Annotated in this window: 19 protein-coding genes and 1 pseudogene; 11 read left to right on the top strand and 9 right to left on the bottom strand. The window is 54.5% G+C overall.

Features of this window, described 5'->3' with window-relative positions; all coding sequences use genetic code 11:
- Positions 1–8 precede the first annotated feature (8 nt).
- The 4 genes from HCR00_RS02200 to lpdA all read right to left on the bottom strand — a co-directional run bounded on the left by HCR00_RS02200 (position 9) and on the right by lpdA (position 4,202).
- Positions 9–713 carry a DUF4191 domain-containing protein gene (locus HCR00_RS02200; protein WP_166984665.1) on the bottom strand — a complete coding sequence of 235 codons (705 nt, stop codon included), beginning with the start codon at positions 711–713 and terminating at the stop codon, positions 9–11.
- Entirely contained in the window at positions 706–1,194 is a 489-nt protein-coding gene (locus HCR00_RS02195) for a hypothetical protein (RefSeq protein WP_167142340.1), read from the bottom strand. The genes HCR00_RS02200 and HCR00_RS02195 overlap by 8 nt, the downstream gene beginning before the upstream one ends.
- Before the next feature lie 161 nt (positions 1,195–1,355).
- Entirely contained in the window at positions 1,356–2,792 is a 1,437-nt protein-coding gene (gene sucB, locus HCR00_RS02190) for a 2-oxoglutarate dehydrogenase, E2 component, dihydrolipoamide succinyltransferase (RefSeq protein ID WP_167142337.1), read from the bottom strand.
- Between the two features lie 36 nt (positions 2,793–2,828).
- On the bottom strand, positions 2,829–4,202 hold the full coding sequence (lpdA, locus tag HCR00_RS02185; RefSeq protein WP_166984668.1) for a dihydrolipoyl dehydrogenase: 1,374 nt from the start codon (positions 4,200–4,202) through the stop codon (positions 2,829–2,831).
- A gap of 160 nt (positions 4,203–4,362) precedes the next feature.
- Here lpdA and HCR00_RS02180 point away from each other — a divergent pair, with 160 nt between their 5' ends.
- The 3 genes and pseudogenes from HCR00_RS02180 (at position 4,363) to HCR00_RS02170 (ending at position 9,090) form a co-directional block, all read left to right on the top strand.
- On the top strand, positions 4,363–5,364 hold the full coding sequence (locus tag HCR00_RS02180) for a PAC2 family protein (RefSeq protein WP_167142334.1): 1,002 nt from the start codon (positions 4,363–4,365) through the stop codon (positions 5,362–5,364).
- Positions 5,365–5,477: 113 nt separating this feature from the next.
- Positions 5,478–6,998: pseudogene (locus HCR00_RS02175) on the top strand (RNA polymerase sigma factor); the annotation flags it as partial.
- Between the two features lie 16 nt (positions 6,999–7,014).
- Positions 7,015–9,090 (top strand): DNA gyrase/topoisomerase IV subunit B, encoded by a 2,076-nt coding sequence (locus tag HCR00_RS02170; protein ID WP_167142327.1) that lies wholly within the window; start codon positions 7,015–7,017, stop codon positions 9,088–9,090.
- Here the strand turns inward: HCR00_RS02170 and HCR00_RS02165 are convergent, their stop codons facing one another.
- Positions 9,091–11,490, bottom strand: a complete 2,400-nt coding sequence (locus HCR00_RS02165; RefSeq protein ID WP_167142939.1) for a DNA gyrase/topoisomerase IV subunit A — start codon at positions 11,488–11,490, stop codon at positions 9,091–9,093.
- 112 nt (positions 11,491–11,602) lie between these two features.
- Here HCR00_RS02165 and HCR00_RS02160 point away from each other — a divergent pair, with 112 nt between their 5' ends.
- Positions 11,603–12,736 carry an alkaline phosphatase family protein gene (locus HCR00_RS02160; protein WP_167142324.1) on the top strand — a complete coding sequence of 378 codons (1,134 nt, stop codon included), beginning with the start codon at positions 11,603–11,605 and terminating at the stop codon, positions 12,734–12,736.
- Positions 12,737–12,741: 5 nt separating this feature from the next.
- On the opposite strand, the gene sepH is transcribed toward HCR00_RS02160, so the two are convergent.
- Complete coding sequence (gene sepH / locus HCR00_RS02155) at positions 12,742–13,845, bottom strand: septation protein SepH (protein WP_167142321.1); 1,104 nt, start codon at positions 13,843–13,845, stop codon at positions 12,742–12,744.
- Positions 13,846–14,045: 200 nt separating this feature from the next.
- On the opposite strand from sepH, the gene HCR00_RS02150 reads away from it, so the two are divergent.
- Complete coding sequence (locus HCR00_RS02150; RefSeq protein ID WP_166984674.1) at positions 14,046–14,339, top strand: DUF4193 family protein; 294 nt, start codon at positions 14,046–14,048, stop codon at positions 14,337–14,339.
- A gap of 59 nt (positions 14,340–14,398) precedes the next feature.
- Here HCR00_RS02150 and HCR00_RS02145 read toward each other — a convergent pair whose 3' ends face one another.
- Positions 14,399–14,854: a DUF3093 domain-containing protein gene (locus HCR00_RS02145; protein ID WP_243854502.1), complete on the bottom strand. Its 456-nt coding sequence runs from the start codon at positions 14,852–14,854 to the stop codon at positions 14,399–14,401.
- A gap of 100 nt (positions 14,855–14,954) precedes the next feature.
- Here HCR00_RS02145 and dut point away from each other — a divergent pair, with 100 nt between their 5' ends.
- The 6 genes from dut to HCR00_RS02115 all read left to right on the top strand — a co-directional run bounded on the left by dut (position 14,955) and on the right by HCR00_RS02115 (position 23,235).
- Positions 14,955–15,398: a dUTP diphosphatase gene (dut, locus tag HCR00_RS02140; RefSeq protein WP_166984676.1), complete on the top strand. Its 444-nt coding sequence runs from the start codon at positions 14,955–14,957 to the stop codon at positions 15,396–15,398.
- A 53-nt stretch (positions 15,399–15,451) separates the two neighbouring features.
- Positions 15,452–16,210 carry a DUF3710 domain-containing protein gene (locus HCR00_RS02135; RefSeq protein ID WP_243854501.1) on the top strand — a complete coding sequence of 253 codons (759 nt, stop codon included), beginning with the start codon at positions 15,452–15,454 and terminating at the stop codon, positions 16,208–16,210.
- A gap of 14 nt (positions 16,211–16,224) precedes the next feature.
- Entirely contained in the window at positions 16,225–16,920 is a 696-nt protein-coding gene (locus tag HCR00_RS02130) for a DUF3159 domain-containing protein (protein ID WP_167142315.1), read from the top strand.
- 211 nt (positions 16,921–17,131) lie between these two features.
- Positions 17,132–19,828, top strand: coding sequence for an aconitate hydratase AcnA (gene acnA / locus HCR00_RS02125; protein WP_167142312.1), 2,697 nt, complete (start codon positions 17,132–17,134; stop codon positions 19,826–19,828).
- 102 nt (positions 19,829–19,930) lie between these two features.
- The gene (locus tag HCR00_RS02120; RefSeq protein WP_243854500.1) at positions 19,931–20,659 is read left to right on the top strand and encodes an ABC transporter ATP-binding protein; all 729 of its coding nucleotides are present in this window, start codon (positions 19,931–19,933) and stop codon (positions 20,657–20,659) included.
- Complete coding sequence (locus HCR00_RS02115) at positions 20,659–23,235, top strand: ABC transporter permease (protein WP_167142306.1); 2,577 nt, start codon at positions 20,659–20,661, stop codon at positions 23,233–23,235. Before HCR00_RS02120 ends, HCR00_RS02115 begins: the two co-directional genes overlap by 1 nt.
- Before the next feature lie 87 nt (positions 23,236–23,322).
- Here the strand turns inward: HCR00_RS02115 and HCR00_RS02110 are convergent, their stop codons facing one another.
- Positions 23,323–25,437 carry a 3-hydroxyacyl-CoA dehydrogenase NAD-binding domain-containing protein gene (locus HCR00_RS02110; RefSeq protein WP_167142303.1) on the bottom strand — a complete coding sequence of 705 codons (2,115 nt, stop codon included), beginning with the start codon at positions 25,435–25,437 and terminating at the stop codon, positions 23,323–23,325.
- Between the two features lie 2 nt (positions 25,438–25,439).
- Positions 25,440–26,642, bottom strand: coding sequence for a thiolase family protein (locus HCR00_RS02105; protein WP_167142300.1), 1,203 nt, complete (start codon positions 26,640–26,642; stop codon positions 25,440–25,442).
- Between the last annotated feature and the right edge of the window lie 15 nt (positions 26,643–26,657).

The raw sequence follows: 26,657 nt of genomic DNA, 5'->3' as shown, positions 1-26,657 counted from the left end.
TAAAAAGCTTAGCGTGGTTTGCTTGGACGGCGCACCCGGTTGGGGTCGACACCCTTCGGAATACCAACTGGTGCGCCCTGCAGCGCCTGCAGCCGATTGTGCACAACGGTTACTTCGTTGCGACGCAGTGCGCCCTTAAAGCGATAGATGGTCTTCGGCAGCTGGTGCAGTGGCACCTGCTCGGGGGTCTCGTTTCCAACGTACACGCGGTGCACCGGCACACTTGGCAGCGCACGTTTTACTTTTCGTTCTTCGTCACCCATGAGTCGCCCAAGCCGGTCGGGCCGCCCCTCACCGACGAGAACAACACCGGCCTTACCAACCGCACGGTAGACAGCGTCTTTTGTGCGCGCTGAAACAGCTGCTGGCACCTCTGAACCACGGTAGCTGCGACGCAGACCGTTCGCGAGCACCGCTCCAACAGCGCCAGGCTGCCCTTCAATCTGTGTGTAGATGACGCGCTCTGCTCGGCGTCCCAGCACAATCATCGCGGCGAGAATACCGGCCATAATGCCGGTTAGAGGCCACAGAATCCAAGAGACAATGCCCGCCCCTGGCAGGAGGATCGGCAGCGCGATTGCGATCAGAATCGGCGCGAGGAACCAGAACAGCAAAACAAAAGGCAGATTTTTGTCGTGCTGTTTGGTGGTCTTGTAGACCTGAATCATCTGTTTGATGCGACCCGGTTCGCGCTGCGTCTTTTCTTTAGCCATAACTTCTAGGATAGCTGAGCCAGCCCACATCAAGTGCTTTAGTTGGCAGACGTGGCGTGAGATAGTTCTCAAATTCTGCGGTTAAAATTTCTGACACCGACCATCTGGGATACTTGCCCTCAGAAAACTCTTCCGATATCGCAATTCGGCTTATCTTCGCAATATGCTCTATAAGGCGCGCCCCAGACACTTTGAGAGATTTTACGAGCCGAATAACGTCACTAACTGAGTATCCAGCGTGAGTGCACAGCTCGTCATGTTTGTGGCGCTTTTCGTCAGACCATTGGGCGATTTTGAGCGGCTGTTTTGGTAGTTTGCGATATGACAGGCACCCGTCACCGATACGCAGCTGCGCTGCAGTTAAGCCGCCATGACATGTTTGAGCCTGCCCCGCCTCAATATGTTTGGTAACAGCGATGAGTATTCCGGCGAGATCAGCCGCATTTAAGAAACTTGTGGGGGAGCGCCGTTTTCTTTTCATAACACTCAGATTAGAAAACTGCAGCTGCACGGACTGTGCGCGAGCAATTTATGGTGGAAAACTCTCACCAACAGAGGTTGTTACAAACAAAAAGGTTGCGATCCCAAACGGTTAAAGTTTGGTTCGCAACCTTTTTGTTTAGTTACGTTGAAACGCTCCTACTAGATGCCGAGATTGCCCTCGAAGTTACCCTCTTCCAGACGCTTCTTAATCTGTGTTAAGAACCTGGCAGCGTCAGCGCCGTCGATTGTGCGGTGATCGTAAGACAGCGCGAGGTAGACGTATGAGCGCACTCCGATTGCATCACCCTCAGGGGTGCTGAATACGCCAGGCTCCTTGACAACTGCACCGGTGCCGAGAATTGCAGACTGCGGCAGGAACACTAGCGGTGTATCGAACAGCGCACCGCGTGAGCCAGTGTTGGTGAGGGTGAATGTGCCGCCCGACAGCTCGTCTGGTTTGATCTTGTTGTCGCGGGTGCGAGCAGCGAGATCTGCAACACTGTTTGCAAGCTCAGCAATATTCTTACCGGCTGCGTCTTTAATAACAGGGGTGAGCAGCCCACGCTCTGTATCAACTGCGATGCTCAAGTTTTCCTGAGCTGGGTAAACGATGTTCTCACCGTCAACGTAAGAGTTGATAATTGGGTAGGTCTGCAATGCCTCAACCGCAGCCAGTGCAAAGAAAGGCAAGAATGACAGCTTATTGCCGGTCTTCTGCAGGAACTCATCTTTCTTTGCGTTGCGTAGGTTTGCCACCTTGGTGACGTCAACCTTAACAACGGTTGTCAGCTGTGCTGTCTGCTGCAGCGACTCAACCGCACGTGAGGCTACAACCTTGCGCAGGCGGCTCATTGCCTGTGTGGTGCCGCGCAGCTCTGAAACCTCAAACTTCGCTGGTGCCGGTGTGCTTGTTGCTGCGTCGTTAGCGTTAGCGGTGTTTGCCGCAGCGTTTTTCACGTCTTCCTTGCGGATCCGACCACCGATACCGGTGCCTTTAACCTGTGAGAGGTCTACACCGAGCTGCTGTGCGAGCTTGCGCACAATAGGAGTGACGTAGCCGCCAACGGGAGTATCAGCTGGTGGGGTATCGAACCCTTGAGCTGGTGCTGCGGAAGCAGCAGTTGCTGCTTGCTTTTCAGCAGGTTCAGCAGCCGGTTTTGAAGTTTCTGCAGCTGCAGGCTCTGCTGCTTTTTCAGGTGCTTCTTCAGCAGGGGCAGATTCTGCAGCCGCTGTCTCTGCGGCGGTAGGCTCTTCTGCAGGCGCTGATTCCTCTGCAGCTGCAGGCTCCTCAGCTGCCGGTTCTTCTGCAGCTTCTGACTGAGATGATTCTTCTTCCGCAGGGGCAGCGGCAGCTCCTGAGCCGTCACCGACACGCGCAAGCACTGCGCCAACCTCAACGGTCTCATCTTCGGCGACGAGGATTTCTTCGATGACACCGGCGATAGGCGAAGGCACCTCGGTGTCTACCTTGTCTGTCGAGACCTCGAGCAGCGGCTCGTCAACCTCAACGCTGTCACCAACCTGTTTCAGCCACTGGGTGACTGTGCCCTCGGTTACGCTCTCACCGAGTGCGGGAAGAACAACTTCCTGACTCATCTCAAATTCTCCGTTCTTTAAAACTTTCTTCGCAGCTTAGATTGCGTGCAGTGGCTTGCCGGCGAGCTTAAGCATCGCCTCGCCAATGGTTTCATTTTGGGTTGGGTGACCGTGAATAAACGGTGCGACATCTTCTGGGTAGGCATCCCAGTTCACAATCAGCTGTGCCTCGCCGACGAGCTCACCTACACGGGCACCAATCATGTGCACGCCAAGCACCGGGCCGTCAACTTCGCGAACAACCTTAACTGAGCCGGCGGTGCCGAGAATTGAACTTTTCGCGTTACCCGCGAGATTGTATTCGTAGGCTGTCACCTTTTCTTTGCCAAGCTTTTCAACCGCTTTTGCTTCGGTGAGACCGACAGAGGCAATTTCTGGGTCGCAGTAGGTCACCTTCGGAATATTTACGTCTTCGACGATCTGTGGATTCAAGCCCGCGATTTCTTCGGCAACGAAAATACCCTGCTGATAACCGCGGTGCGCAAGCTGCAGACCTGGCACGATATCGCCAACCGCCCACACGCCAGGCACGTTAGTCTGCAGGCGTTCATTCGTGGTTACAAAGCCGCGATCACGGTTTACGCCAACCTCATCGAGACCAATGTTGTCTGTTGCCGGTCCGCGACCAACCGCAACAAGGAGGTAATCGCCGGTGAGCGTGGTGCCGTTTTCGAGGGTTACTGTTACCTCATCTTCGGTCTGTGATACTGACTTGAATCGCACACCAAGCTGGTAACCGATACCGCGCTTCTTGAAAGCGCGTTCCAGCTGCTTAGAGATTGACTCTTCCTCGTTTGGCACCAGGTGCGGCAGGCCCTCAACAATGGTGACCTCCGCCCCGAACGAGCGCCAAACACTCGCAAACTCTACACCGATAACGCCACCGCCGAGAATGATCGCGCGCTCAGGCACTTCGTCAAGCTGTAGCGCCTGCTCACTGGTAATTACGCGACCTGCAATTTCAAGACCCGGCAGGGTGCGTGAGTATGAGCCTGTTGCGAGCACAACATTTTCACCAACAATCGATTCGCCGTTGACTGTAACGGTGTTTGGTGCGGTGAGCTTACCCTCGCCAGCAATCACAGTAACGCCAACAGCCTTCAGCAGACCCTGTAAGCCCTTGAACTTAGAATTCACAATTGCTTCGCGGTGGGCTGAAACAGCCTCGATATCGATACCGGTGAGCAAAGCCTGAATGCCATAGGTGTCTGCGCCGCGCACAACATCTACAATTTCAGCGGCGTGCAACAGTGCTTTTGTTGGAACGCAACCGCGATGCAAACAGGTGCCGCCAAGCTTATCTTTCTCGATCACGGCTGCGGTTTTGCCCAGCTGTGTCGCGCGAATTGCAGCCGCATAGCCTGCGCTGCCGCCACCAAGTACTACTAAGTCAAACTGCTGATCTGCCAACAGAATCTCCTCGTTGTTGCGAGTTTTCTCTTGTGGTCGTATGGTTACGACACTCCCTTAGTATCCTACTCCCTTTCGGCTACTGAATCCGTAGTGATACTCATAATTCTCTCAGCTCAGGTGCAGGCGCCAACTCAGGCGGGGGCGTATGATTGTTTGAATGAGTGAGTCACTTTTTCAGCTTCATCGCGAGAACCTTGCCGATGTTCCGCGGAACCTGCCGCTGATTATTCTCACTCGCCCTGTGGCTGATGTGGGGCAGATCGTTGAGGGCTTGCAAACTTTCATGTTTAATGAGGCAATCGAGGAAACCCTAGTTTCGTTTAAAGCCGATCTATTGCTCGACTATCGCGCGCACCGCCCTGAGATGGGTTTTGAACGCGATCACTTCACTTCATATCAGCCAGAAGAGTTAACCCTGTCTCTGGGGTCTGATTCACTCGGCAATCAGTTTCTGCTGCTCGCAGGGTTTGAGCCAGACTATCGGTGGGAGCGTTTTGCAGACAGCGTTTTGCTGTTGATCGCTGAGCTGCAGGTGAGCGTGACCTTTTGGGGTCAAGCGTTTCCGATGCCGGTGCCGCACACCAGGCCGATTGCAAAAACTATCAGTGGCACCCGTGAAGACGTCATCGCTGAGCTCACAGATTGGCAGCCGAGCAGTCGCATTGCTGCTTCAATTACGCAGATGCTCGAGTATCGGCTCACTTTGCTGGGTGAAGATGTTGTTGGCTGCACTCTCTTCTTACCCAACTACCTCGCTACGAACTATTACCCAACCGGAATGCTTGCGGCAATTTCTGTTATTTCACGCGTTACCGGTCTCGTTTTTTCAACTGAGAGAGTGATAGAAGAAGAAGCTCGCTTCGCCCATCAACTGGCAAATCAGCTACAAGAAAACGAGGAATTTATTGAGTTGGTGGCAGCGCTCGAGGCGCGCTACGACAAATTTAAAGCCCGTGAGTCACGCACCGCAGATTTGCTCGGATCGCTTGACGATATGCCGTCTGCAGAAGAACTAGGCCATGAGTTTGAGCAGTTTCTAGCCCAGGGTGGCACATTAAAAAATCACTATCGTGCGGATCGTGCGTCTGGGCTAGACGGAATAAACCCCGGCGCAAAAGACGACCGGACAGATGGTGATGACCGCGAAGAGCGGGATTAATCTTCGTTACGAACCCAGTTTGACCTAAGCCCTTATGACTCGTTAAAATAAGGTCAGTACCCCGTGGAAGTTCTATTTTTTAAAGAAGAACTTGACACGGGTTTTACCAGGTTACGCGAAGATTCACAGGTGTAACAAAGTCGAGTAATGAAGGGTGTTGCGTGGCAACCTCAACCAAGAAGACCGTTGCAAAGAAAGCAGTTTCGGGCGACGATACACAAACTGAGCCTGGTGCTAAAAAGGCAACAGCTAAAAAGGCCGGCACAACAAAAACTGCGGCGGCAAAGAGCACTGCGAAAAAGACAGCTGCGGAGCAGGAAAGCACCGCTGTAACGAAGACAGCCGCTGCAAAGAAAACCACTGCCGCGAAAAAGACTACTGCAGCAAAGAAAACTGCTACGGCAAAGAAAACTACCGCTGCCAAGGAAAGCACTGCTGCAAAGAAGACCGCAACCCGGAAGAAAGCAGTTGCGGCACCAGCAGAGCCGGAAAGTGCAGTAGAAGAGATTGCAGAGGCTAAACCGGGGCGGCGCAAGACAAAAGCAGAAGCAGATCTTGAAGAGCTACTCGAAGCTGCCGGTGGCGATTTTGATGAAACCGAAGACGACGTAGACGCAGACGAGAAGACGGATTCAGAACCGCTGGAGGCGCTCCCACAGGGGGCGATCGTGCTGAGCGGAAAAGAAGATGACGACGTGCCGCAGCGCAGCACCCAGATCGCTGGTGCAACCGCTGACCCGGTAAAGGACTACCTGAAACAGATCGGTAAGGTTGCGCTGCTCACAGCCGTTGAAGAGGTGGAGCTTGCAATGCGTATTGAAGCCGGTCTCTTCGCCGAAGATAAGCTTGCGACCACACCAGATCTGCCAAAAAAGCTTGCACGTGAATTACGCTGGGTGGCACGCGACGGGCGGCGAGCCAAAGCGCATTTGCTCGGCGCTAACCTGCGTCTTGTTGTGTCGCTAGCGAAGCGTTACACAGGTCGCGGTATGCAGTTCCTCGACCTCATTCAGGAGGGCAACCTGGGCCTGATTCGCGCTGTCGAAAAATTTGACTACACCAAGGGATTCAAGTTCTCAACCTATGCAACCTGGTGGATCCGACAGGCGATTACCCGTGCGATGGCCGACCAGGCGCGCACGATCCGCATTCCGGTGCACATGGTTGAGGTCATTAACAAACTCGCCAGAGTGCAGCGGCAGATGCTGCAGGATCTCGGCCGTGAACCAACCCCAGAAGAGCTGGCACTTGAGCTTGATATGACACCTGAAAAGGTTGTCGAAGTGCAAAAATATGGCCGTGAGCCGATTTCACTGCACACCCCGCTCGGTGAAGACGGTGACTCTGAGTTTGGTGACCTCATCGAAGACACTGAAGCAGTTGTGCCGGCAGATGCTGTTGGTTACACCATGCTGCAGCAGCAGCTGACCCAGCTGCTTGACTCACTGTCAGAGCGTGAAGCCGGTGTTATCCGCATGCGTTTTGGCCTGGGTGACGGTCTGCCTAAGACACTCGATCAGATTGGTGAAGAGTTTGGCGTTACTCGTGAACGTATTCGCCAGATTGAATCAAAGACTATGGCTAAACTGCGCCACCCATCCCGCTCGCAGCAGCTGCGTGACTACCTCGATTAGTAGATAAGAGGCGCCTTTGGCAAACCCCGACTACTCAGCTAAAAACCTTACAGTTCTTGAGGGGCTTGAGGCTGTCCGGAAGCGCCCCGGGATGTATATCGGCTCGAACGATTCACGCGGGCTGATGCACTGCCTGTGGGAAATCATTGATAACTCTGTCGATGAAGCGCTTGGCGGTTACGGCGACACGATTGATATTACGCTGAACGCAGACGGCAGTGTGCAGGTGGTCGACCACGGCCGTGGAGTGCCGGTAGACATTGAACCAAAAAGCGGGCTTTCCGGTGTTGAGCTGGTGTTTACAAAGCTACACGCCGGCGGTAAATTTGGTGGCTCCTCCTACGGTTCATCGGGTGGTCTGCACGGCGTTGGAGCTTCGGTTGTAAACGCACTTTCTGCCCGTCTCGACGTGGAAGTGGATCGTGCTGGCGCCACCTGGGGAATTTCATTTCGCCGCGGTGTGCCTGGTATTTTTGCTGGAGACGGGCCGGACGCACCTTTTACCCCCACAGCGCCAGGGGAGGGGCTCACGAAATTAAAGCGTGTGGCGAAAGCTAAAACCGGAACCCGTGTGCGCTACTGGTCTGATCCACAATCATTTTTGCCAGATGCTGAGTTTGAGACCGCGGCACTGCTTGCCAGAGCAAGACAGACCGCCTTCTTGGTGCCCGGGCTTGCGCTTAATATTCACGATCTGCGCGGCGCTGAGCCAGCGGTGCACAGCTTTAAATTTGAAGGCGGGCTTTCTGAGTTTGTTGACTACCTTGCAAACGATGCGCCGGTTACAAACACCTGGCGCTTCCAGGGCAGCCACGACTTTACCGAAACCGTGCCGGTGCTCGACGAACAGAGCGGACGCCTCGAACAGGCTGAGGTGAACCGCACCTGTGAGGTGGATATAGCGCTGCGCTGGGGCACCGGATACGACACTAAGGTGCAAAGCTTCGTAAATATTATCGCAACCCCCAAGGGCGGCACCCACGTCGCTGGTTTTGAAGCAGCTCTTCTGAAGGTTTTACGTAAACAAATCGAAGTAAACGCCCGCAAACTTAAGGCTGGCAGCGACCGCCCCGAAAAAGACGATGTGCTTGCCGGTCTCACGGCGGTGGTGACGGTGCGGCTGCCTGAGCCACAGTTTGAGGGGCAGACTAAAGAAGTGCTGGGCACATCAGCTGTGCGCAGCATCGTGTCGCGCACTGTCACAAATGCACTCAACGCACAGTTAGACTCAACCGCGAAAATTGATAAGCAGCAAAACACTATGCTGCTAGAAAAAGTTGTTGGCGAGATGAAATCGCGCATCGCCGCTCGCACCCAGCGCGATACCCAACGCCGTAAAAATGCGCTTGAGAATTCCTCACTGCCCGCAAAACTCGTTGATTGCCGCTCAAATGACGTCGCAAACTCAGAACTGTTTATTGTCGAGGGTGACTCTGCGTTAGGCACTGCAAAGCTTGCACGCGATAGTGAATATCAAGCTTTGCTTCCGATCCGCGGCAAAATCCTAAACGTCCAGCGCGCAAGCCTGGCCGATATGCTCGCAAATGCTGAGTGCGCAAATATTATTCAGGTTGTTGGCGGCGGATCCGGCAGATCCTTCGATCTCGAACAGGTGCGATACGGCAAAGTTGTGCTGATGACAGACGCTGACGTCGATGGTGCACACATTCGCACACTGCTTTTGACACTCTTTTTCCGCTACATGCGCCCAATGATAGAAGAAGGGCGTGTTTATGCGGCTGTGCCACCACTGCACCGTGTTGTTGTAATCAATAACGGCGCCAAGAAGAACGAGACGATATACACCTATTCAGAAGCAGAGCTTGCAGCCTTACTGAAAAAACTTAAACGCGCTAATAAACGCTATAAGGAACCGATTCAGCGCTATAAAGGTCTCGGCGAGATGGACGCAAAACAGCTCGAAGAAACCACAATGGATCGCGGTGCAAGACTGCTCAGGCGCATTACCGTAACAGATGCCGAAGCAGCAGAGCGCGTTTTTTCCCTGCTCATGGGCACAGATGTTGCTCCACGCAAAGAGTTTATCGTTGCTGGCAGCGCCGCGATTGACGCCGATAGTATTGACGCTTAACTAGCCGATAGCGTTGCCAAACAGCTCAAACGGTTGTTGGGTCTGAACTCCGGTTGCATCTCGCTTGCTGTGTTCCTGTGGCAGATTGCGCAGGCTGCCATCACGGCCGATAGCTCGCGGAGAGAGGCCAACCCACGCGGCAGCCAAACTGTTTTCACCGCGTATAAATTTGTGTGCTCTGACACCGCCGGTTGCGCGCCCCTTGCCGGGGAAGTCATTAAGTTTTGAAACTTTCACACTGCCAACTGAACCGTCGGAGAACAGTGCATCCGCATCTGCTTCACCCACCGCATAAGTGCAGACGAGGTTTTCGGATGCAGGATTAATAACGTTAAAAGATGTCACCGTCGCGCCCTGACTGAGCTTGATGCCGGCCATGCCGCCCGCACCACGACCTTGGGGGCGCACTGCGGCGGCGCTGAAGCGCAACAGTTGGGCATCGCTGCTAATAAACACCAGTTCGGCATCATCGTCGGCATAGCCAGCGCCGATAATTTCATCTTTTGGCTTTAACGCAATGATTTCAAAGCCATCGCCTTTTGGCCAATCGCCGGGGGCCAGACGTTTCACAACACCGCGAGATGTTCCAATGGCGAGTGGTGTTTCTAATTTTTCGTGCAGCAGTGCGACGATGCGTTCATTTTTCGCTAGCATCTCCAGATACTGCGAGGCCCGCGCACCGGCTGCCAGCTGCACCGAGTTCGGTGCGGCAGAGGGCAAATCAACCGGGCTAAAACGCAGCACACGACCGGTGTTGGTGAGTGCCGCAATCTCACCGCGCACACTTGTGTCTATGCTGCTCAGAATTGCATCATGCTTTGTGCGCCGGGCCGGTGGCACGATCTCCACATTTGTGCTGCCTGCCGCAGCATCCACCCGCAGCAAACGACCGCTTGCCGAGAGCAGAACTTTGCACGGACTATCTGCTATTTGCAGACTCATCTGCCCCTGACGTTTGCCGCTTGCTGCTGTTGCGGGTGCGGCGTTGAGCAGGGTGGTGCGACGATCATCCGCAAAGCGATCCGCCACATCTTGCAGTTCCTCGCTCACTCGAGTGCGCAGCAACTGTTCGTCAGATAAGAGCCGCTGCAACTCAGCAATTGCCTGCTCTAGTTCTTGGCGCTCTGTTTCGAGCTCAATACGTGAGAATTTAGTGAGGCGACGCAGTCGTAGCTCAAGAATATATTCTGCCTGAGCTAGCGATAGATCAAAAACCTCGATCAGACGCTGCCGGGCTTCTTCACCATCTTCGCTTGAGCGAATAATTGCTATCACATCGTCGATATCTGCGATTGCGATAAGCAGGCCCTCAACCAGGTGTAGGCGTTGTTGGCGCTTATCTAAACGATATTCACTGCGGCGGCGCACTACTGTTATGCGATGCGCAATATAAACGCGTAATAGATCCAGCAACCCCAGTGTTTGTGGCTGCCCATCAACCAAACAAACATTATTGATTGCGAATGTCTCTTCAAGCGGTGTTAGTCTGTAAAGCTGCTCAAGCACGGCCTCAGGAGAGAAGCCGGTCTTGATTGTGATAACAAGTTTTAAGCCGTTTTTACGGTCGGTAAAGTCGTTTAGCTCAGCAACGCCCTGAATCTTTTTCGCCTGCACGCCCTGCTTGATTTTTTCAATAACTTTTTCCGGGCCAACCTGATAGGGGAGCTCGTTGATTACAAGCGCTTTGCGGCGAGCTGTAACGTTTTCGACAGTAGCCCTGGCGCGCACCTTCAGTGAGCCACGCCCTGTTTCGTAGGCTTCCCGAACGCCCTCAAGCCCCGCGAGCACACCCCCAGAGGGAAAGTCTGGGCCGGGAATATACGCCATTACCTCTGCCAGGGTGGCGTCCGGTTTCTCCATCAGGAAACGAGCACCCGCGATAACCTCACCAAGGTTGTGCGGAGCCATGTTCGTAGCCATACCCACTGCGATACCGCTAGCGCCGTTAACAAGCAGGTTTGGGAAAGCGCTTGGCAGCACAACCGGCTGCTGATGTGAGTTGTCGTAGTTTGGGCCGAAGTCAACGACATCTTCATCAAGGTCGCGGATCATCTCAAGTGCAGCAGCAGCCAGACGCGCCTCGGTGTAGCGGGAAGCAGCAGGGCCGTCATCTAAGGAGCCGAAGTTGCCGTGCCCGTCAACAAGCGGCACGCGCACAGAAAAAGGTTGCGCGAGGCGCACCAGTGCTTCGTAAATAGGGCTATCGCCGTGGGGGTGCAGCTTTCCCATCACCTCACCGACAACACGCGCGCTTTTTACATGCCCGCGATCTGGGCGCAAACCCATTTCGCCCATCATATATAGGATGCGGCGCTGCACAGGCTTCAGACCGTCTCGAGCATCAGGCAGAGCGCGTGAATAGATCACCGAGTAGGCGTATTCAAGAAAGGAGCTTTCCATTTCTTGCGACACATCAATGTGCTCGATGCGCTCGACAATCTCGTTTGTGCTTGCAGTCACAGCTCGGCCAACCTTCCACCCGCACCCGTGTGCGGAGATTAGTATTGAAAATATGTTACCGAGTGGGGGAGATTACGGTGCGAGGCTAGCCGCGCTGCTGCCAACAATCTCTGCAGCTCTAAAGGCCGGTAAAGTGTCGGGCGCACTGTTTGTTGTTGTTGATGGGCTCGGCTGGGCCAACCTGCGCAGCAGAGCTGCAACGGTATCTGGATTGGTGCCCGCCGCCTGTGCGCAGAATCTGCACGATCTGACCGCTAAACGCATAGAAACAGTAGCTCCGAGCACAACCGCCGCCGCACTCACATCTATCACAACGGGAAAGCTGCCCGGTGAGCACGGCCTTCTCGGATATCGCATGCTTGATCCGGATACGCGCCAGATTAAAACAACTCTTTCTGACTGGCAGCACGTCACCAACTTTAGAGACTGGCAACGCTCCCAAACCGTTTTTGAGCAGCTGTCTGCGGCGGGGATTGTCGCTCGAGTATACGGTCGAAAAGCGCACGCACACTCCGATTTCACGCAGGCTGTTCTGACGGGTGCCGAGTATGTTGCGACTGCAACAATCGAGGATCGTCTCTTAGCCGCGCTGGCGCAGTTGCGTGACGTAGGCGGCTTAGCATACGTCTACATCGATGAGTTGGATAAGGCGGGGCATGAAGCAGGCTGGGGGACAGAGCTCTGGTTGCACCGGCTCTGCCAGCTTGATACGGCGATCGGTGATGTTCTGGCAGGGCTGTCAAACAAGTATGGGTTTGCGCTGACAGCCGACCACGGGATGGTGAATATTCCAAAAACTGGGCAGCGGCAGATTGAAGAGTTGGGGTGTATCCCCGAGGGTACCCTGATTGGCGGCGAACCGCGTTTTCGGTCGCTGTATCTGCCCGATCCTGAACAGGCTGAGCACGTTGTGGCAGAGCTGAAAGCTGTGGAGGGTGGATCCTTGCTGGTTGGCACAAAAGCGCAGTGGTTGCATGCGGGTGTGTTTGGTGCGGTAGACCCAGAAAATACCGATCGGATCGGTGATGTGCTTTTTAGTTCACGAAAGCGAGTGGCCTACTACACAGAAAATGAGAAACCTGAAGTGCGGCTGATGGTGGGGCAGCACGGTGGATTCGACGACGATGAACGCGGGGTGCCGTTGCTAACCGCAGGCGCATGGCGTGCGCGGTTTCCATTCGCGTAAAGATTTTAAGAGGGATCTTCTTCGCTGCGGGTGCCAAACAGGATTTCATCCCAAGAGGGGATGCCGAGTCTGCTCTTTTTCTTTTTTGCATCACCGTCGTTAGCCGCTGCGGCAGCAGCGTTTGGTGTGTCGGGCGAGGTTTTTTCTGTCGCGTCGTTGCTGTCACCAAAACCAGCTGGCTCCCAAGAGTCATCGAGATCAGCTTCGTTAATCAGCTCTGGTGTTGCGCTAGTGTTTGCAGTCTGCGGCTGCTGCTCTAGAGAGCTTGGAGTTGCTTCCCAGTCGTGAGCTGTCTCAGAAACTGTTTCGCGCTGTTTCTTGCGTGCCTGTTCACGCTCTCCGCGCCGTTTACGCAGTGCTTCGAGCAGATCCTGTGTTTCGCCGAGATCGGGTGCTGCACCAGCCTGAAAGTCTGGCACATCTTCCTGCTGCGCAGTATCGCTTGTGATAGCTGCATCTGTGTGCTGGTCGGCAGGTTCTAGAGTTTCTTGTTTGGGCGCCGCAGTGTTTTGTGTTGTGCTTGTATCTACGGCGCGCAGTTTCGGGATTAGTCCCTCGGTGACACGCCCCTGCTTCGACAGATTGACAGCTTCTGGAGTGTCTGGGTGCAGTAGCTTACTGCGGTTATCGAAGGTCCACACCGCTCGCTGCTCACCCACACTAGCGGTAAAAGAAACCGCAACCAGCCAACCTTTTTCAGCATCCTTCCAGCTCTTCCAAACAATATTGCTGGCGTTCAGGCTTGCGAGACGCTCATCAATAACCTCGCCAAACTGCTCGGTTGTATCGCCGGCTGCACCGGTGCGAACAGGAACCGCCCGAGCAACTGTGAGTATGTGACGCAACTCGTTTTCGACTGGCGGTGAAAATCGTTCAACATCGGTCAGCAGGAAGCCGGTAATCTCTGACACTTCACTCGGGGTATGACCCTGCCGGATCAGCTTTTGGATTTGTGCTGGGTTTACCTTTGAAATGCCGCGCTGCTGCTGCACGATAACGCGCACCTCATTTAGAAGATCCTCATTTACCTGCAGCGTGAACTCGTCGCCCTGCTCATCAGTGAGCACAAGCTTGTCGTCTTCACGACGCTCATAGCGAAGTTCAGTCATCAGGTTTCCTCCTAAAAGAGATTGTAGTCCCCCTTAGAATGGCACGACACGCTGAAATTACTTGTATAGACGCGCATTTTTAGCCTAGTTTTCTGGGATGACGCGCCGTGTGTTTGTGTTTAGGCAAAATGTGAGACATAATATGCGGCTATATGGGTCAAATTCCACGACCACAACCGTTCAAACATTGAGGTGACACTTTGGCGACAGACTACGACGCACCGCGCAAATCAGCTGAGGACGAAAACGAGTCACTTGAGGCTCTAAAAGAGCGTCCTGAAGCTGGGGCGTCAACTATGAATGACGTTGATGCTGACAATCTCGGTTTCGAGATGACCGGTGGCGATGATATTTCAGACGTTGAGCTTGATGTTGTGGTGCTGCCGCAGCAAGATGATGAGTTTACCTGCACCAACTGCTTCCTTGTGCGCCATCGTTCACAGTTTGACCACGATGGTCAGTTTGGGCCGGTGTGCGCTGAATGCTCAGCCTAGCAGCTCACTCCTGCTGTTTCTAACAGCGTTACAGCAGCATTAGAGACAGCCTGGGTGGCCTAACCCTTTGCGCGGGCTTTTGCTGCTTCAAGCGCCTTCCGCAGCTCTTCTGGGGTGCGGGTTGTGACGATCCAAAATGGAGCTGGATCTGTCGGATCTGTGTTGTGCACTTTCACGGCCTGGTGAATCCACCCGCGGATCAGCAGATAAGCGCGAGCATCACCGTGTATGCCTATCGCCAGCGTCAGTTCGTCACTGTTGAGAGTTTCAACCTCACCGATGAAGCGGGCTGGGATATTTGCCCTGCCAGCGATGAACTCCTCATCTTCGACTGCCACTCGTGGGCTGGTGAGAATTAGGAAAGCCACCACTAGAACATAAATAACCGGCCCCAACACCAAGCCGAGGGTGATGTTGAGCGGCATAAATAAGAGGCCAACCGCCGGCAGAATGAGCAGCAGAATGATGTAGAGCCACGGGGTCGGTAGCAAGCGTTCTTTGTAGTAGACAGTCACCATCTAATTATGGGTCTTGATTCTGAGAGCTGGTTTCAGGTCACGCCTGCCTAGGCGATGTTTAAGCGAACACAAATCTGCGGTCGCTAACATAAATACTGTGACTGACAAACTAGAGGTTCCATTTGTTGCTTCCGAGCCACCGCGCTACGCACTGCCGGGAGACGCCGGCGCTGACCTACGCGCAAGCAGCGCAGTAACTATTGCGCCAGGGGAGAGGGCGCTAGTACCGACCGGTGTGCGAGTCGCGCTGCCAGACGGCTATGCGCTTTTCGTGATGCCGCGTTCAGGTCTCGCGGCAAAGCACGGGGTGACGGTTTTGAACGCCCCAGGAGTTGTTGACTCTGGGTATCGCGGTGAGATCTTTGTGCCGCTTATCAATCACGATCCGCGCACACCTTTTGAGATTGCGCCGGGCGATCGCATCGCACAAGCTGTGATTATGCCGGTCACACACGCAGAGTTTGTGCCGGTTGAGACGCTTGAAGAGAGTGCGCGTGGCGAGGGCGGGTTTGGATCAACCGGTGTGCGCGACGCAGTTTAATTAGGCGAATCTAGAGGGTAACTAGACTTAATGCAGTAGCGGATGTCCCGCTGATGGATACAATCGAGGCTTATTCAATGTTTGGTAAGAAACGTAAAACTCAGAAAAATGAAAACATAGAGGCTGTGGTGGCCAAGGATGGTGACACTACGGTTGCTGACGCTGCTGTTGCCGATGCAACTGTTGCCGAGGCTGCGCCGACTGATGTGCAGGGAGGTAAAGACGCCCCGGTTGATCGTGCCGTGAACGGCCCGTTTGATGTTACTGAGGTGCCGAGCATTCGCCCGTACATCGACATGGGCGGAATTAAGGTTGCTCCGCGCGAGGGGTTGAAGGTTCGTCTGGACGTTGATCAGGCTTCCAAGCGGATTGTTGCAATTTCGATGGACTACGCTGGTTCCACTATGCAGGTGCAGGCCTTTTCAGCGCCAAAAAGCACTGGCATCTGGTCTGAGGTGCGCGCTGAGATTAAACAGGGTTTGGAACAGCAGGGCGCAACAGTAACCGAACAGGTTGGCAGATTCGGTGGCGAGCTGATTATTAGTCCACGCCCGGATGCGCCTGAGAACGCCAAGCCAATTCGCTTCATTGGGGTTGACGGCCCACGCTGGATGCTGCGCGGCGTCATCGTCGGAGATGCCGCTGCCGGTGGGGAGGGCGTCGAACAGATTGAAAGCGTGTTCCGTGAGCTTGTTGTGGTGCGGGGGCAGGCTCCCATGCCGCCGCGTGAGTTGCTACCGTTGCGGGTGCCTGCTGGCGCGGCTCAGGAGCAAGCAACCCCAAATAGTGTCACCGGCAACATCGAAGCTTAGCGCGGGTTTAACTAGTGGCTTTTTTGGGGAAAAACGCTGGCGGCGGAATGGTGACCGCTGTGCGCCGTGCCGCCCGCGGAGAAGAAGCTACCGCCAACTCGGTTGTTACGAGCATGGGTGGTGTGCGCGGGCTCATTGAGAGCGCCGCGCCAGGAATTATCTTTCTAATTATTTTCACGCTGACTCAGAAGGCGGTTTGGGCGGCGCTCATTTCCCTTGCACTGTCATTCGCGCTTGTTTTAGTGCGGGCGTTCAGGCGTGAAAATCCGCTGCCCGCACTGTACGGTGCAGCAGCTGTTGGTATCTGCACACTGTTGGTGCTGTTCACGGGTAAAGGAACCACATACTACGTTCCGGGGTTCTGGATAAACACGCTGTGGGCGATAGTAATCATTGTGTCTCTGGCTGTTAGATGGCCGTTATTAGGAATTATCACCGGCGCTCTCACCGGCAGCCTGACTGCGTGGCGCGACTCGAAACCGCTGCGTCGCACTGCGTGGGTGTTTACCTTTGCCTGGCTGGGGTTGTTCATTGCGCGTCTAGCGGTGCAGCTGCCGCTTTATTTTGCAGGTCATGTTGAGGCTCTGGGCCTCTCGCGCATAGTGATGGGATTACCCCTCTATGGTTTGTTGCTGTTTCTTACTTGGCGCGGTTTTGCTGCGGCGTTTGCGGTAGAAAAGCAGCGCTCGAAAAAACTGATTATCGAATAGTCGGGGATCAGCGCGCGTGCTTGCTTTAACAGTGTTTTGCGCTGCGATCCGCAAGAAAATTATTAGCAAATTACGCCTTGCCTACATCTGATGAATAGGCTTTTGCGCCGCATAAACACGGCGATCTGAGGTGTATTCTGGGTGGGAAGAAGTGCTATAGAATTATCTTGACATCAAACTATTTGCGGCAGTGTCGCGGATTGGAGAAAACGTGAGCAACGTAAACAGCTTTAATGCAAAAGACACGCTCGCTGTCGGTGACAAGAGCTACGAAATCTACCGGCTTGACGCAGTTGAGGGTTACGAGAAGCTCCCATTTAGCTTGAAGGTTTTGCTTGAGAACTTGCTGCGCACAGAAGACGGCGCAAATATTACCGCCGACCACATTAAGGCGCTTGCTAACTGGGATCCCGCGGCGGAGCCAAACACTGAAATTCAGTTCACCCCCGCACGTGTGATCATGCAGGACTTCACCGGCGTTCCTTGTGTGGTAGACCTCGCAACTATGCGTGAAGCGGTTGCAGAGCTCGGCGGTGACCCAAAACGCATTAACCCGCTCGCACCCGCTGAGATGGTTATCGACCACTCAGTTCAGATCGACGTTTTCGGCTCTGAAAACGCAGTTGAGCGCAACATGGACATCGAATACCAGCGCAACGGTGAACGCTATCAGTTCCTGCGCTGGGGGCAGACCGCTTTTGACGACTTTAAGGTTGTGCCGCCTGGTATGGGCATTGTGCACCAGGTGAATATTGAGCATCTCGCCCGTATCACCATGACCCGCGAGGTTGATGGTGTGCTGCGCGCCTACCCAGACACCTGTGTTGGCACGGACTCGCACACCACCATGGTGAACGGTCTCGGCGTGCTCGGCTGGGGTGTCGGCGGCATCGAAGCAGAAGCAGCGATGCTCGGTCAGCCTGTTTCAATGCTGATCCCACGTGTTGTTGGGTTTAAACTCTCGGGTAAAATCCCTGCCGGCGCAACCGCAACCGATGTTGTGCTCACCATCACCGAAATGCTGCGTAAACACGGCGTAGTTGGAAAGTTCGTGGAGTTCTACGGCGAGGGCGTGTCTGCTGTGCCGCTTGCTAACCGTGCGACGATCGGTAACATGAGCCCGGAGTTTGGCTCAACCGCGGCAATCTTCCCGATTGACGACGTGACCCTCGATTACCTGCGCCTGACCGGTCGTTCAGAAGAGCAGATCGATCTCGTGCGCGAGTACACAAAACTGCAGGGGCTGTGGCACAACCCTGAGATTGAACCAGCGTTTTCTGAGTATCTTGAACTCGATCTGTCGACCGTTGTGCCGTCAATCGCCGGCCCGAAACGCCCGCAGGATCGCATCGCACTGACAGCATCAAAGCAGCAGTTCCGTTCGGATCTAACAAACTATGTTGCCGATGATGTCGCCGTTGATGCTGAGCTCGGCCGACAGAGCACTCCGGTTCAGGTTAAGACCGAAGCCGGTGAATTCACCCTTGACCACGGTGCGGTATCAATCGCTTCGATCACCTCTTGCACTAACACCTCAAACCCATCAGTTATGGTGGCAGCCGGTGTGCTGGCACGCAATGCTGTGCGCAAGGGCTTGACATCGAAACCGTGGGTGAAGACCTCACTCGCGCCAGGCTCTAAGGTCGTTACCGACTACTACGAGAAGTCGGGTCTGCTGCAAGATCTTGAAGCAATTAACTTCTACGTTGTTGGTTACGGCTGCGCAACCTGCATCGGTAACTCTGGCCCGCTCGCAAGTGAAATCTCACAGGCGATCCAGGAAAACGATCTTTCAGTCACGGCTGTGCTGTCAGGAAACCGCAACTTTGAGGGTCGCATCAATCCAGATGTGAAGATGAACTACCTTGCATCACCGCCGCTCGTTATTGCTTACGCACTTGCCGGGTCAATGGATTTTGATTTTGAGACCCAGCCACTCGGTCAGGATGCAGACGGGCAGGATGTTTTCTTGCGGGATATCTGGCCAGACCCTGCAGAAGTGCAGCAGATCATCGATGAGTCGATCGACACAGAAATGTTCAAGAGCAAGTACGACACCATTTTTGATGGTGACGACCGTTGGCAGAACCTGGACACCCCAGTTGGCGACACCTTCGAGTGGGCGGAAGATTCAACCTATGTGCGCAAACCGCCTTATTTCGAGGGCATGAAGCTCACTCCAGCACCGGTAACCGACATCGACGGTGCCCGTGTGCTTTTGAAGCTGGGTGACTCGGTCACCACCGACCACATCTCGCCGGCCGGTTCATTCCGCGCTGACACCCCAGCAGGCCGCTACCTGACCGAAAACGGTGTTGCTCCGAAGGACTTCAACAGCTACGGGTCACGTCGTGGCAACCACGAGGTTATGATCCGCGGCACCTTCGCAAATATTCGTATTAAGAACCAGCTGCTCGACGGTGTTGAGGGTGGATTCACACGCGACTTCACTAACGGCGGAGAGCAAGCAGCAGTTTATGACGCTGCGATGAACTACAAGGAAGCTGGCGTGCCGCTGGTTGTCCTTGGTGGTAAAGAGTACGGCTCCGGGTCTTCACGTGACTGGGCTGCAAAGGGCACCGCGCTGCTCGGTGTGCGTGCAGTGATCACTGAATCCTATGAGCGTATTCACCGCTCAAACCTGATCGGTATGGGTGTGTTACCGCTGCAATTCCCAGCCGGCCAGAATGCTGACTCTTTGGGTCTTGATGGCACTGAGGTGTTTAGCATTTCTGGTATCACCGAACTTAATGAGGGGCGCACCCCAGAAACAGTTAAGGTTAAAGCGCAGCACGATGACGGTCGTGTTACTGAGTTTGACGCGGTTGTGCGTATCGACACCCCCGGTGAGGCTGACTACTACCGCAATGGTGGCATTCTGCAGTACGTACTGCGGTCACTCGTCTAAACACACCTAAGTACTGTCAGCTACTCATTTACTAGCGGGGGTAGGGGCTAAAAGCTTCTGCCCCCGCTGTTTTCTCTACACGTATTGAATAGGAATAATTTAGTGACTTACGCCGCAAAAGCAGTGAATCTCGTTAAAACTTATGGCAGCGGCGACACAGCTGTGCACGCCCTAGCTGGGGTTTCAGTCGAATTTAAGAAACAGCAGTTCACAGCGATCATGGGTCCCTCAGGCTCTGGAAAATCAACGCTCATGCACTGCATGGCCGGTCTCGACACTGCTACTGCGGGGGAGAGCTATATTGGTGAAACCGAAATCACCAAACTGAAAGATAAAGAGATAACCAACCTTCGCCGCGATCGGCTGGGCTTTATTTTTCAGTCTTTTAACCTTGTGCCAACTCTAACCGCGGCAGAAAACATAACTCTGCCGTTGGATATAGCTGGGCGTCCTGTTGATAAAGAGTGGTTTCAGGAGGTAACTAAGCGCCTCGGTCTGAGCTCTCGCCTTGGGCACCGACCCAGTGAACTCTCCGGCGGTCAGCAGCAGCGTGTTGCCTGCGCCCGCGCCCTGGTTGCGAAACCAGAAATTATCTTCGGTGATGAACCAACAGGAAACCTAGACTCCAACAGCTCAAAAGAGGTGCTGCAGATTCTGCGCACCGCTGTCGATACTGACAAACAGACTGTGGTTATAGTCACTCACGATCCCAGAGCCGCGTCCTACGCTGACAGAGTGGTTTTTCTCGCAGACGGCAAGATTGTGACAGAGCTTGAGCGCCCCACAACCGATGAGATTTTGGCCGCTATGACTGAGTTTGAAGGGCGCTAATGTCCGCAGCACTCAGAAAAGTATCAATCCGTAATCTGCTCGCGCACAAAGTGCGGTTACTCTTAACCGTGCTCGCTGTTGTGCTCGGAACAGCGTTTGTTGCCGGCAGTTTTATATTCACTAACACCCTAAAGGGTGCATTTGACGAGATCGTCAGCTCCAATTTTGATGGTATCGACGCGGTCGTCTCAAGCAGCGACGCTGGCGTGCCGCTTGACGCTGCATGGCGAGAGAAGATAGCGGCAGATCCTGAAGTAAAACGCGCCGCGATTTTGAGCACCACTCCGGTAGTGATCGCCAATTCAGACCGTGAGCAGCTGCGCACTAGTGGAGCGCCCGTGCATGTCGCACCGTATTACGATGCGACAGATGCTGTGTCACACGTTGCCACGGTTGTTACAGGGGCAGCGCCGCACGGCACCCAAGAGGTTGCGGTGCATGAGGCTGATAGCGATCGTTTCAACATTAAAATCGGCGATGAACTGATTCTGATTGACTCAGATGCGCGACGAGACGTTACGGTGTCGGCTATCGTTACCACTGAGGTGCGCCCGGGTGGGGCATTCACCGTCTATATGGACGCCCCCGCATATATTGAGTCTTATCTGCCAAATGGCGTTGCCGGACAGCTCGGGGTGAGCGGCAAACACGCTGACTCTCTTGTTGAGCATCTAACTGAGACTTACCCACAGTTCACTGTGCGCTCTGGCGCAGACCTCGCCGCTGAAACAACAGAGCGGGTCACCACAGCTTTAAGCTTTATAAACTACTTCCTGCTCGCATTTGGTCTAATCGCACTGTTTGTTGGCACCTTCATTATTGCCAATACTTTCGCTATGATCGTCGCTCAAAGGCAGCGGGAGTTTGCGCTATTGCGCTCGATCGGCACCTCACAGCGACAACTCACACGCGGTATCGTTTTTGAGGCAATTTTGGTGGGTGTGTTCGGATCGATCCTCGGTGTCGCTGCGGGGTTCGGCTTGGTCCGCCTGATTCTTGCCGGAATGGCGGCAGCCGGTATGGAACTGCCAAATACCGGCATGCAACTATCTGTTGAAACAGTTCTCGTGCCCCTTATCGTGGGCACGGTGGTAACCGTATTAAGCGCTTGGGCACCGGCACGCCGCGCAGGGCAGGTGCGTCCGGTTGCTGCGATGCGCCAGCAAGACGGGGGAGGCCTGAAGGCGCGCACAATTAGTGGCTTGATTGTGCTGCTGCTCGGTGTTGCAGCCGTTGTCGCGGGAGGCTGGTTGCTCGCAGAGCAGAGCACCGAGTCGCGTGCAAGTGTTGTCGCTGTTGGCGCTGTTTGCCTGATTACCGGTGTGGCACTGTTTTCACCAGCTATTGTGCGAGCTGTTCTGCCCGGTTTGGGGGCGTTTATCGGGCTGCCTTTCAGAGCGGTGGGTAAACTCGCTGCCACCAATTCACAGCGCAATCCGCGACGCACCGCTACAACAGCTTTTGCCCTTGCTCTGGGCATCGGACTTGTGACGGCGTTCAGTATGCTCGGCACGACAATGAAAGCATCACTAACCGATTTCACCGATAACGCATTAAAAGCAGACCTGGTGGTGTCGGGGCCAACCGGCGGGGCAAACGGACAGTTTTCTGTGCCAGAGCAGGTTGTGGAAGCGCTTAGTGAACTTGATGAGGTAGAGACAGTAACCGCAATCGGCTTTGCGCCACTGTCTCTTCTGGAAAATTCCGATGCTTCGGCAACAGAAACCGGGTTTGCTGCTGTTACGGTCGTTTCGGGAGACCCCACAAACGGGATCGAAATAGAATCTGTTGCCGGAGATGTGAGCCTTAAGCAAGAGGGCGTGCTTGTTAGCCGCAAGTATGCTGCAAATCACAAGTTCAGCGCGGGCGATACTGCAACGATAGGGTTTAACGGCCTTGCGCTAAAAACAGCGCAGGTTGTGGGTGTATACGCTGAGAACGATCTGCTTGGCGACGTGGTTGTCAGCAGCTCTCTAGCAGCAGACGCGCTAGAGATGATGCAGACTGCAGGCGTGCCGAATGCGCCTAAGGTTTCGCTGGCATTTGTTCCGCTGCAAGCGGCTGACGGGGTGGATGTAAAACAGCTGAAACAGGCTGTTGAAACCGTTATTGACGACTATATTGTGCTGTCGGCAAACACTAAGACCGAGTTTGCTGGAGCGCAGGCGGCGCTCATCGATCAGATGCTTAATGTGCTTTACGGGCTTTTGGCCTTGGCACTGATAGTGGCTGTGCTAGGTATTGTGAACACCCTCGCGTTGAATGTGATCGAGAGGCGCCAGGAGATTGGCATGCTGCGCGCCGTTGGCACTCATCGCCGTCAGGTGCGCACCATGATTACTTTGGAAGCGGTGCAGATCGCAGTTTACGGTGCACTGCTGGGTGTCGGGCTCGGGCTAACGCTTGGGTGGGCGTTTATTCGCACCCTTGACGAGCAGGGGCTCGGTAATCCGGTGATTAACTGGCAGCAACTAGGTTTGCTGGTACTCTTCTCAGCTGTTGTGGGTGTTATAGCTGCTGTGCTACCAGCGCGTAACGCCGCACGCACGCCACCGCTTGAAGCGATCACAGACTAATTTTTCTTACACAAAAAACTAGCGGATCAGCGCCAAACAACTTCTTGGCTGACGCTGATCCGCTAGGAGAACCTAAGATTTTAGGGTTTAGGCGTGAAACTTCTTACCGTTCACTCGCTCTGACGCACCCACTCTATCCAGGTACTTCGTGATGCCGCCGGCTTGGAACGGGAAGCCAGCGCCGAAGATAAGACAGAGATCGATATCTTCAGCAGCGGTCACAACACCCTCTTCGAGCATGATGTGAATTTCTTTTGCGAGCTCGTCTTCAACGGTGCGCAGAATTTCTGCAGCGGTGCTCGGACTCTTGCCCCCCGCCAGGAGTTTGGCAGCCTGCTTTGAAAAACCGGTTGGTTTTCCGGCTTTATTTTTCTCTAGCGGGCTTTCAACATCTGCGAGTTTGTGCAGAGTATCGGTTGCGTAGAACCGCTCAGGGAAGGCTGTTGCCATAGTGTCTTGCACGTGCGCAGCAACCTTGTATCCAACTAGATCGATCAGCTCAAACGGCCCCATCGGCAAACCGATTGGATCGAGCGAACGTTCAACAACCGCAAGGTCGGTGCCGTTGTCAATCGCGCGAGCTGGCTCACCCATAATCTTTGCAAGGAGGCGGTTAACCACGAAACCGGGACGATCCGCGGTGATAACCGCGCTCTTGCCGAGTTTCTTAGCGGTGGCCATCGCGGTTGCGAGTGCCTCATCGTTGGTTTGCTCGATGCGCACAACTTCAATCAGCGGCATAACCGCCACTGGGTTAAAGAAGTGGAAACCAAGGAGACGTTCAGGATGCTTTAGCACACTGCCAATTTCAGCCACTGAAAGTGATGAAGTGTTTGTTGCGATGATCGCGGTGTCACTGATGATTGGTTCAATCTCTTTGAATACAGCGTGTTTAACACCGAGTTCTTCGAACACCGCCTCAATCACCCAGTCGCAGTCTGCGTAGAGTGATTTATCTGTTGTGCCGGTGACGAGTGCCTTAATTTGGTTGGCATCATCGCTTGAGAGACGCCCCTTTTCGTGCATCTTGTCAACTTCGCCATAGATGTAACTAAGGCCTTTATCAACGCGCTCTTGATCTAAGTCGGTGATGAGCACAGGCACGCGCAGCTTGCGAGCGAAAAGCAGCGCAAATTGGCTTGCCATAAGGCCAGCGCCAATGACTCCAACCTTGTTAACGGGTTGCGCAAGCTCTTTTGCTGGAGCGCCAGCAGGTTTCTTAGCGCGCTTCTGCACAAGGTTGAAGGCATAGATGGAAGCGTGGAACTGGTCATCAGAAATCAGATCGGTGAGCGCCTGGTCTTCACGTTCAAAGCCCTTTGCGCGGTCGTTATCCTTCGCAGCATCGAGCAGTTCAAGTGCCCGATAGGGTGCTTTTGCCGCGGTACCAATTTTTGACTCAAGAGTTTTTCTGGCAATTTTAATGGCAACCGGCCATTTGGTCAGGCGTTCAAGCTTGCCGGGCTCATTCGGGCGCTGCACTTTAGTGTCACCACTAAGAACGCTGTCTGCCCAACGCAGAGAGTTTTCAAGGAAGCTAGCTGAGCCGAACATTGCGTCAAAAAGACCCAACTCAAAGGCCTGTTTTGGCTTCATCATGCGGTTCTGCTTGAGCGGGTTGCTGATGATGATGTCAATTGCAGCCTCGATGCCGATCAGGTTTGGCACGAGTGTTGCGCCACCCCAGCCCGGAATAATTCCCAGGAATACTTCTGGGAATGCCAGTGCGGCGGCGTTTTCATCGAGTGTGCGGTAGTCGCAGTGGAGTGCGATTTCCATTGCCCCGCCGAGCGCGAGACCGTTGACAAACGCAAAAGACGGGACGCCAAGATCGCTAAATTTGCCCAGCACATAGTGACCCATCTGTGCCATCAGCAGCGCATTTTCACGGGTTGCAAGAGAACCAACCTTTGACAGGTCAGCGCCGGCAGCGAAAATCCACGGCTTGCCAGTAACCGCGACACCGTCAATAGCGCCGGCGGCAGCACGGGCACGCAGTTCGTCTAGTGTGCTGCCCAGCCCCGCTAGCGTGCGCGGGCCGAGAGTGTTTGGGCGAGAGTGGTCGTGCCCATTATCGAGTGTGATGAGCGCTAAAGTTTTCCCGGAATTAAGTTTCACATCACGCACATATGCTTCGGTAACTACTTCGTCTGCCGATGCCTCGATAAGCGGCGAGAAATCAATTTTTGTGTAATCAGTCATTATTACTTTCCTTTCTTGCCGTTGTAGTGTGGGTTTTCCCAGATAATTGAGCCGCCCTGGCCGAGCCCAACACACATTGCTGTGATGCCGTAACGCACATCTGGTCGCTGCTCGAATTGGCGTGCCAGCTGGATCATGAGACGCACACCAGAAGATGCAAGCGGATGCCCAACAGCGATTGCGCCACCCCATGGGTTGATGCGCGGATCATCGTCTGCAATGCCGAAATGATCGGTGAACGACAGCACCTGTACGGCAAAAGCCTCATTTAATTCAAACAGGCCAATATCGTCAATTGTCAGCCCGGCACGTTTGAGTGCTTTTTCGGTTGCGGGCACCGGCCCCAAGCCCATAACCTCTGGGGCAACTCCCGCAAATGCGTAGTTAACCAAAGTCATTTTTACATTAAGGCCGAGCTCTTTAGCGGTATCGGCGCCAGCGAGTAGTGACATAGTTGCGCCGTCTGTGAGCGGTGAAGCGTTACCCGCGGTAACACGGCCGTGCGGGCGGAACGGTGTTTTCAACCCGGCAAGGCTTTCGAGATTAGTCTCTGGGCGTCGACCCTCATCTTCGGTTGCAAGCCCCCACCCTTGCGCAGAGCGAATCGCCACAGGCACAAGATCCGCCTGAATATCTCCGCGGCCGTAAGCCGCCTCCACCTTATGCTGGCTGCGCATTGCGAATTCGTCCGCACGCTGTTTTGTGAGATGTGGGAAACGGTCGTGCAGCCGCTCAGCGGTAATACCCATATTCAGCGAGTCTGGCGACACGATTTTTTCCGCGAGAAAACGCGGGTTTGGATCTGCATCAAACCCCATCGGGTGGCGGCCCATGTGCTCCACACCACCAGCGAGGGCGACATCGATGTGCCCAGCCCCGATTGCGCTGGCCAGCAGTGTTGTTGTTGTCATCGCGCCGGCACACATGCGGTCAAGCGCAAAGCCAGGCACTGACTGTGGCAGACCAGCAAGAATTCCAACAGTGCGCCCCAGAGTGAGCCCCTGATCACCCTGCTGGGTGGTTGCTGCGATGCCGACGTCGTCTATTCGGTCTAGCGGTAACTCAGGGTTGCGCTCTAAGAGTCCCTGAGTTGCTTTGACAGCGAGATCGTCGGCACGGGTGTTCCAATACATTCCCTTTTCGCCGGCGCGCCCAAATGGTGTGCGCACGCCGTCAACAAACGCGATTTGCCTTGCAGTGGCCACATTGCCTCCCAATAA

Source organism: Canibacter zhoujuaniae (genome assembly GCF_011752005.1).
In the GTDB taxonomy this organism is placed as follows: Bacteria; Actinomycetota; Actinomycetes; order Actinomycetales; family Microbacteriaceae; genus Canibacter; species Canibacter zhoujuaniae.
This window is presented reverse-complemented; position numbering and strand designations above follow the sequence as displayed.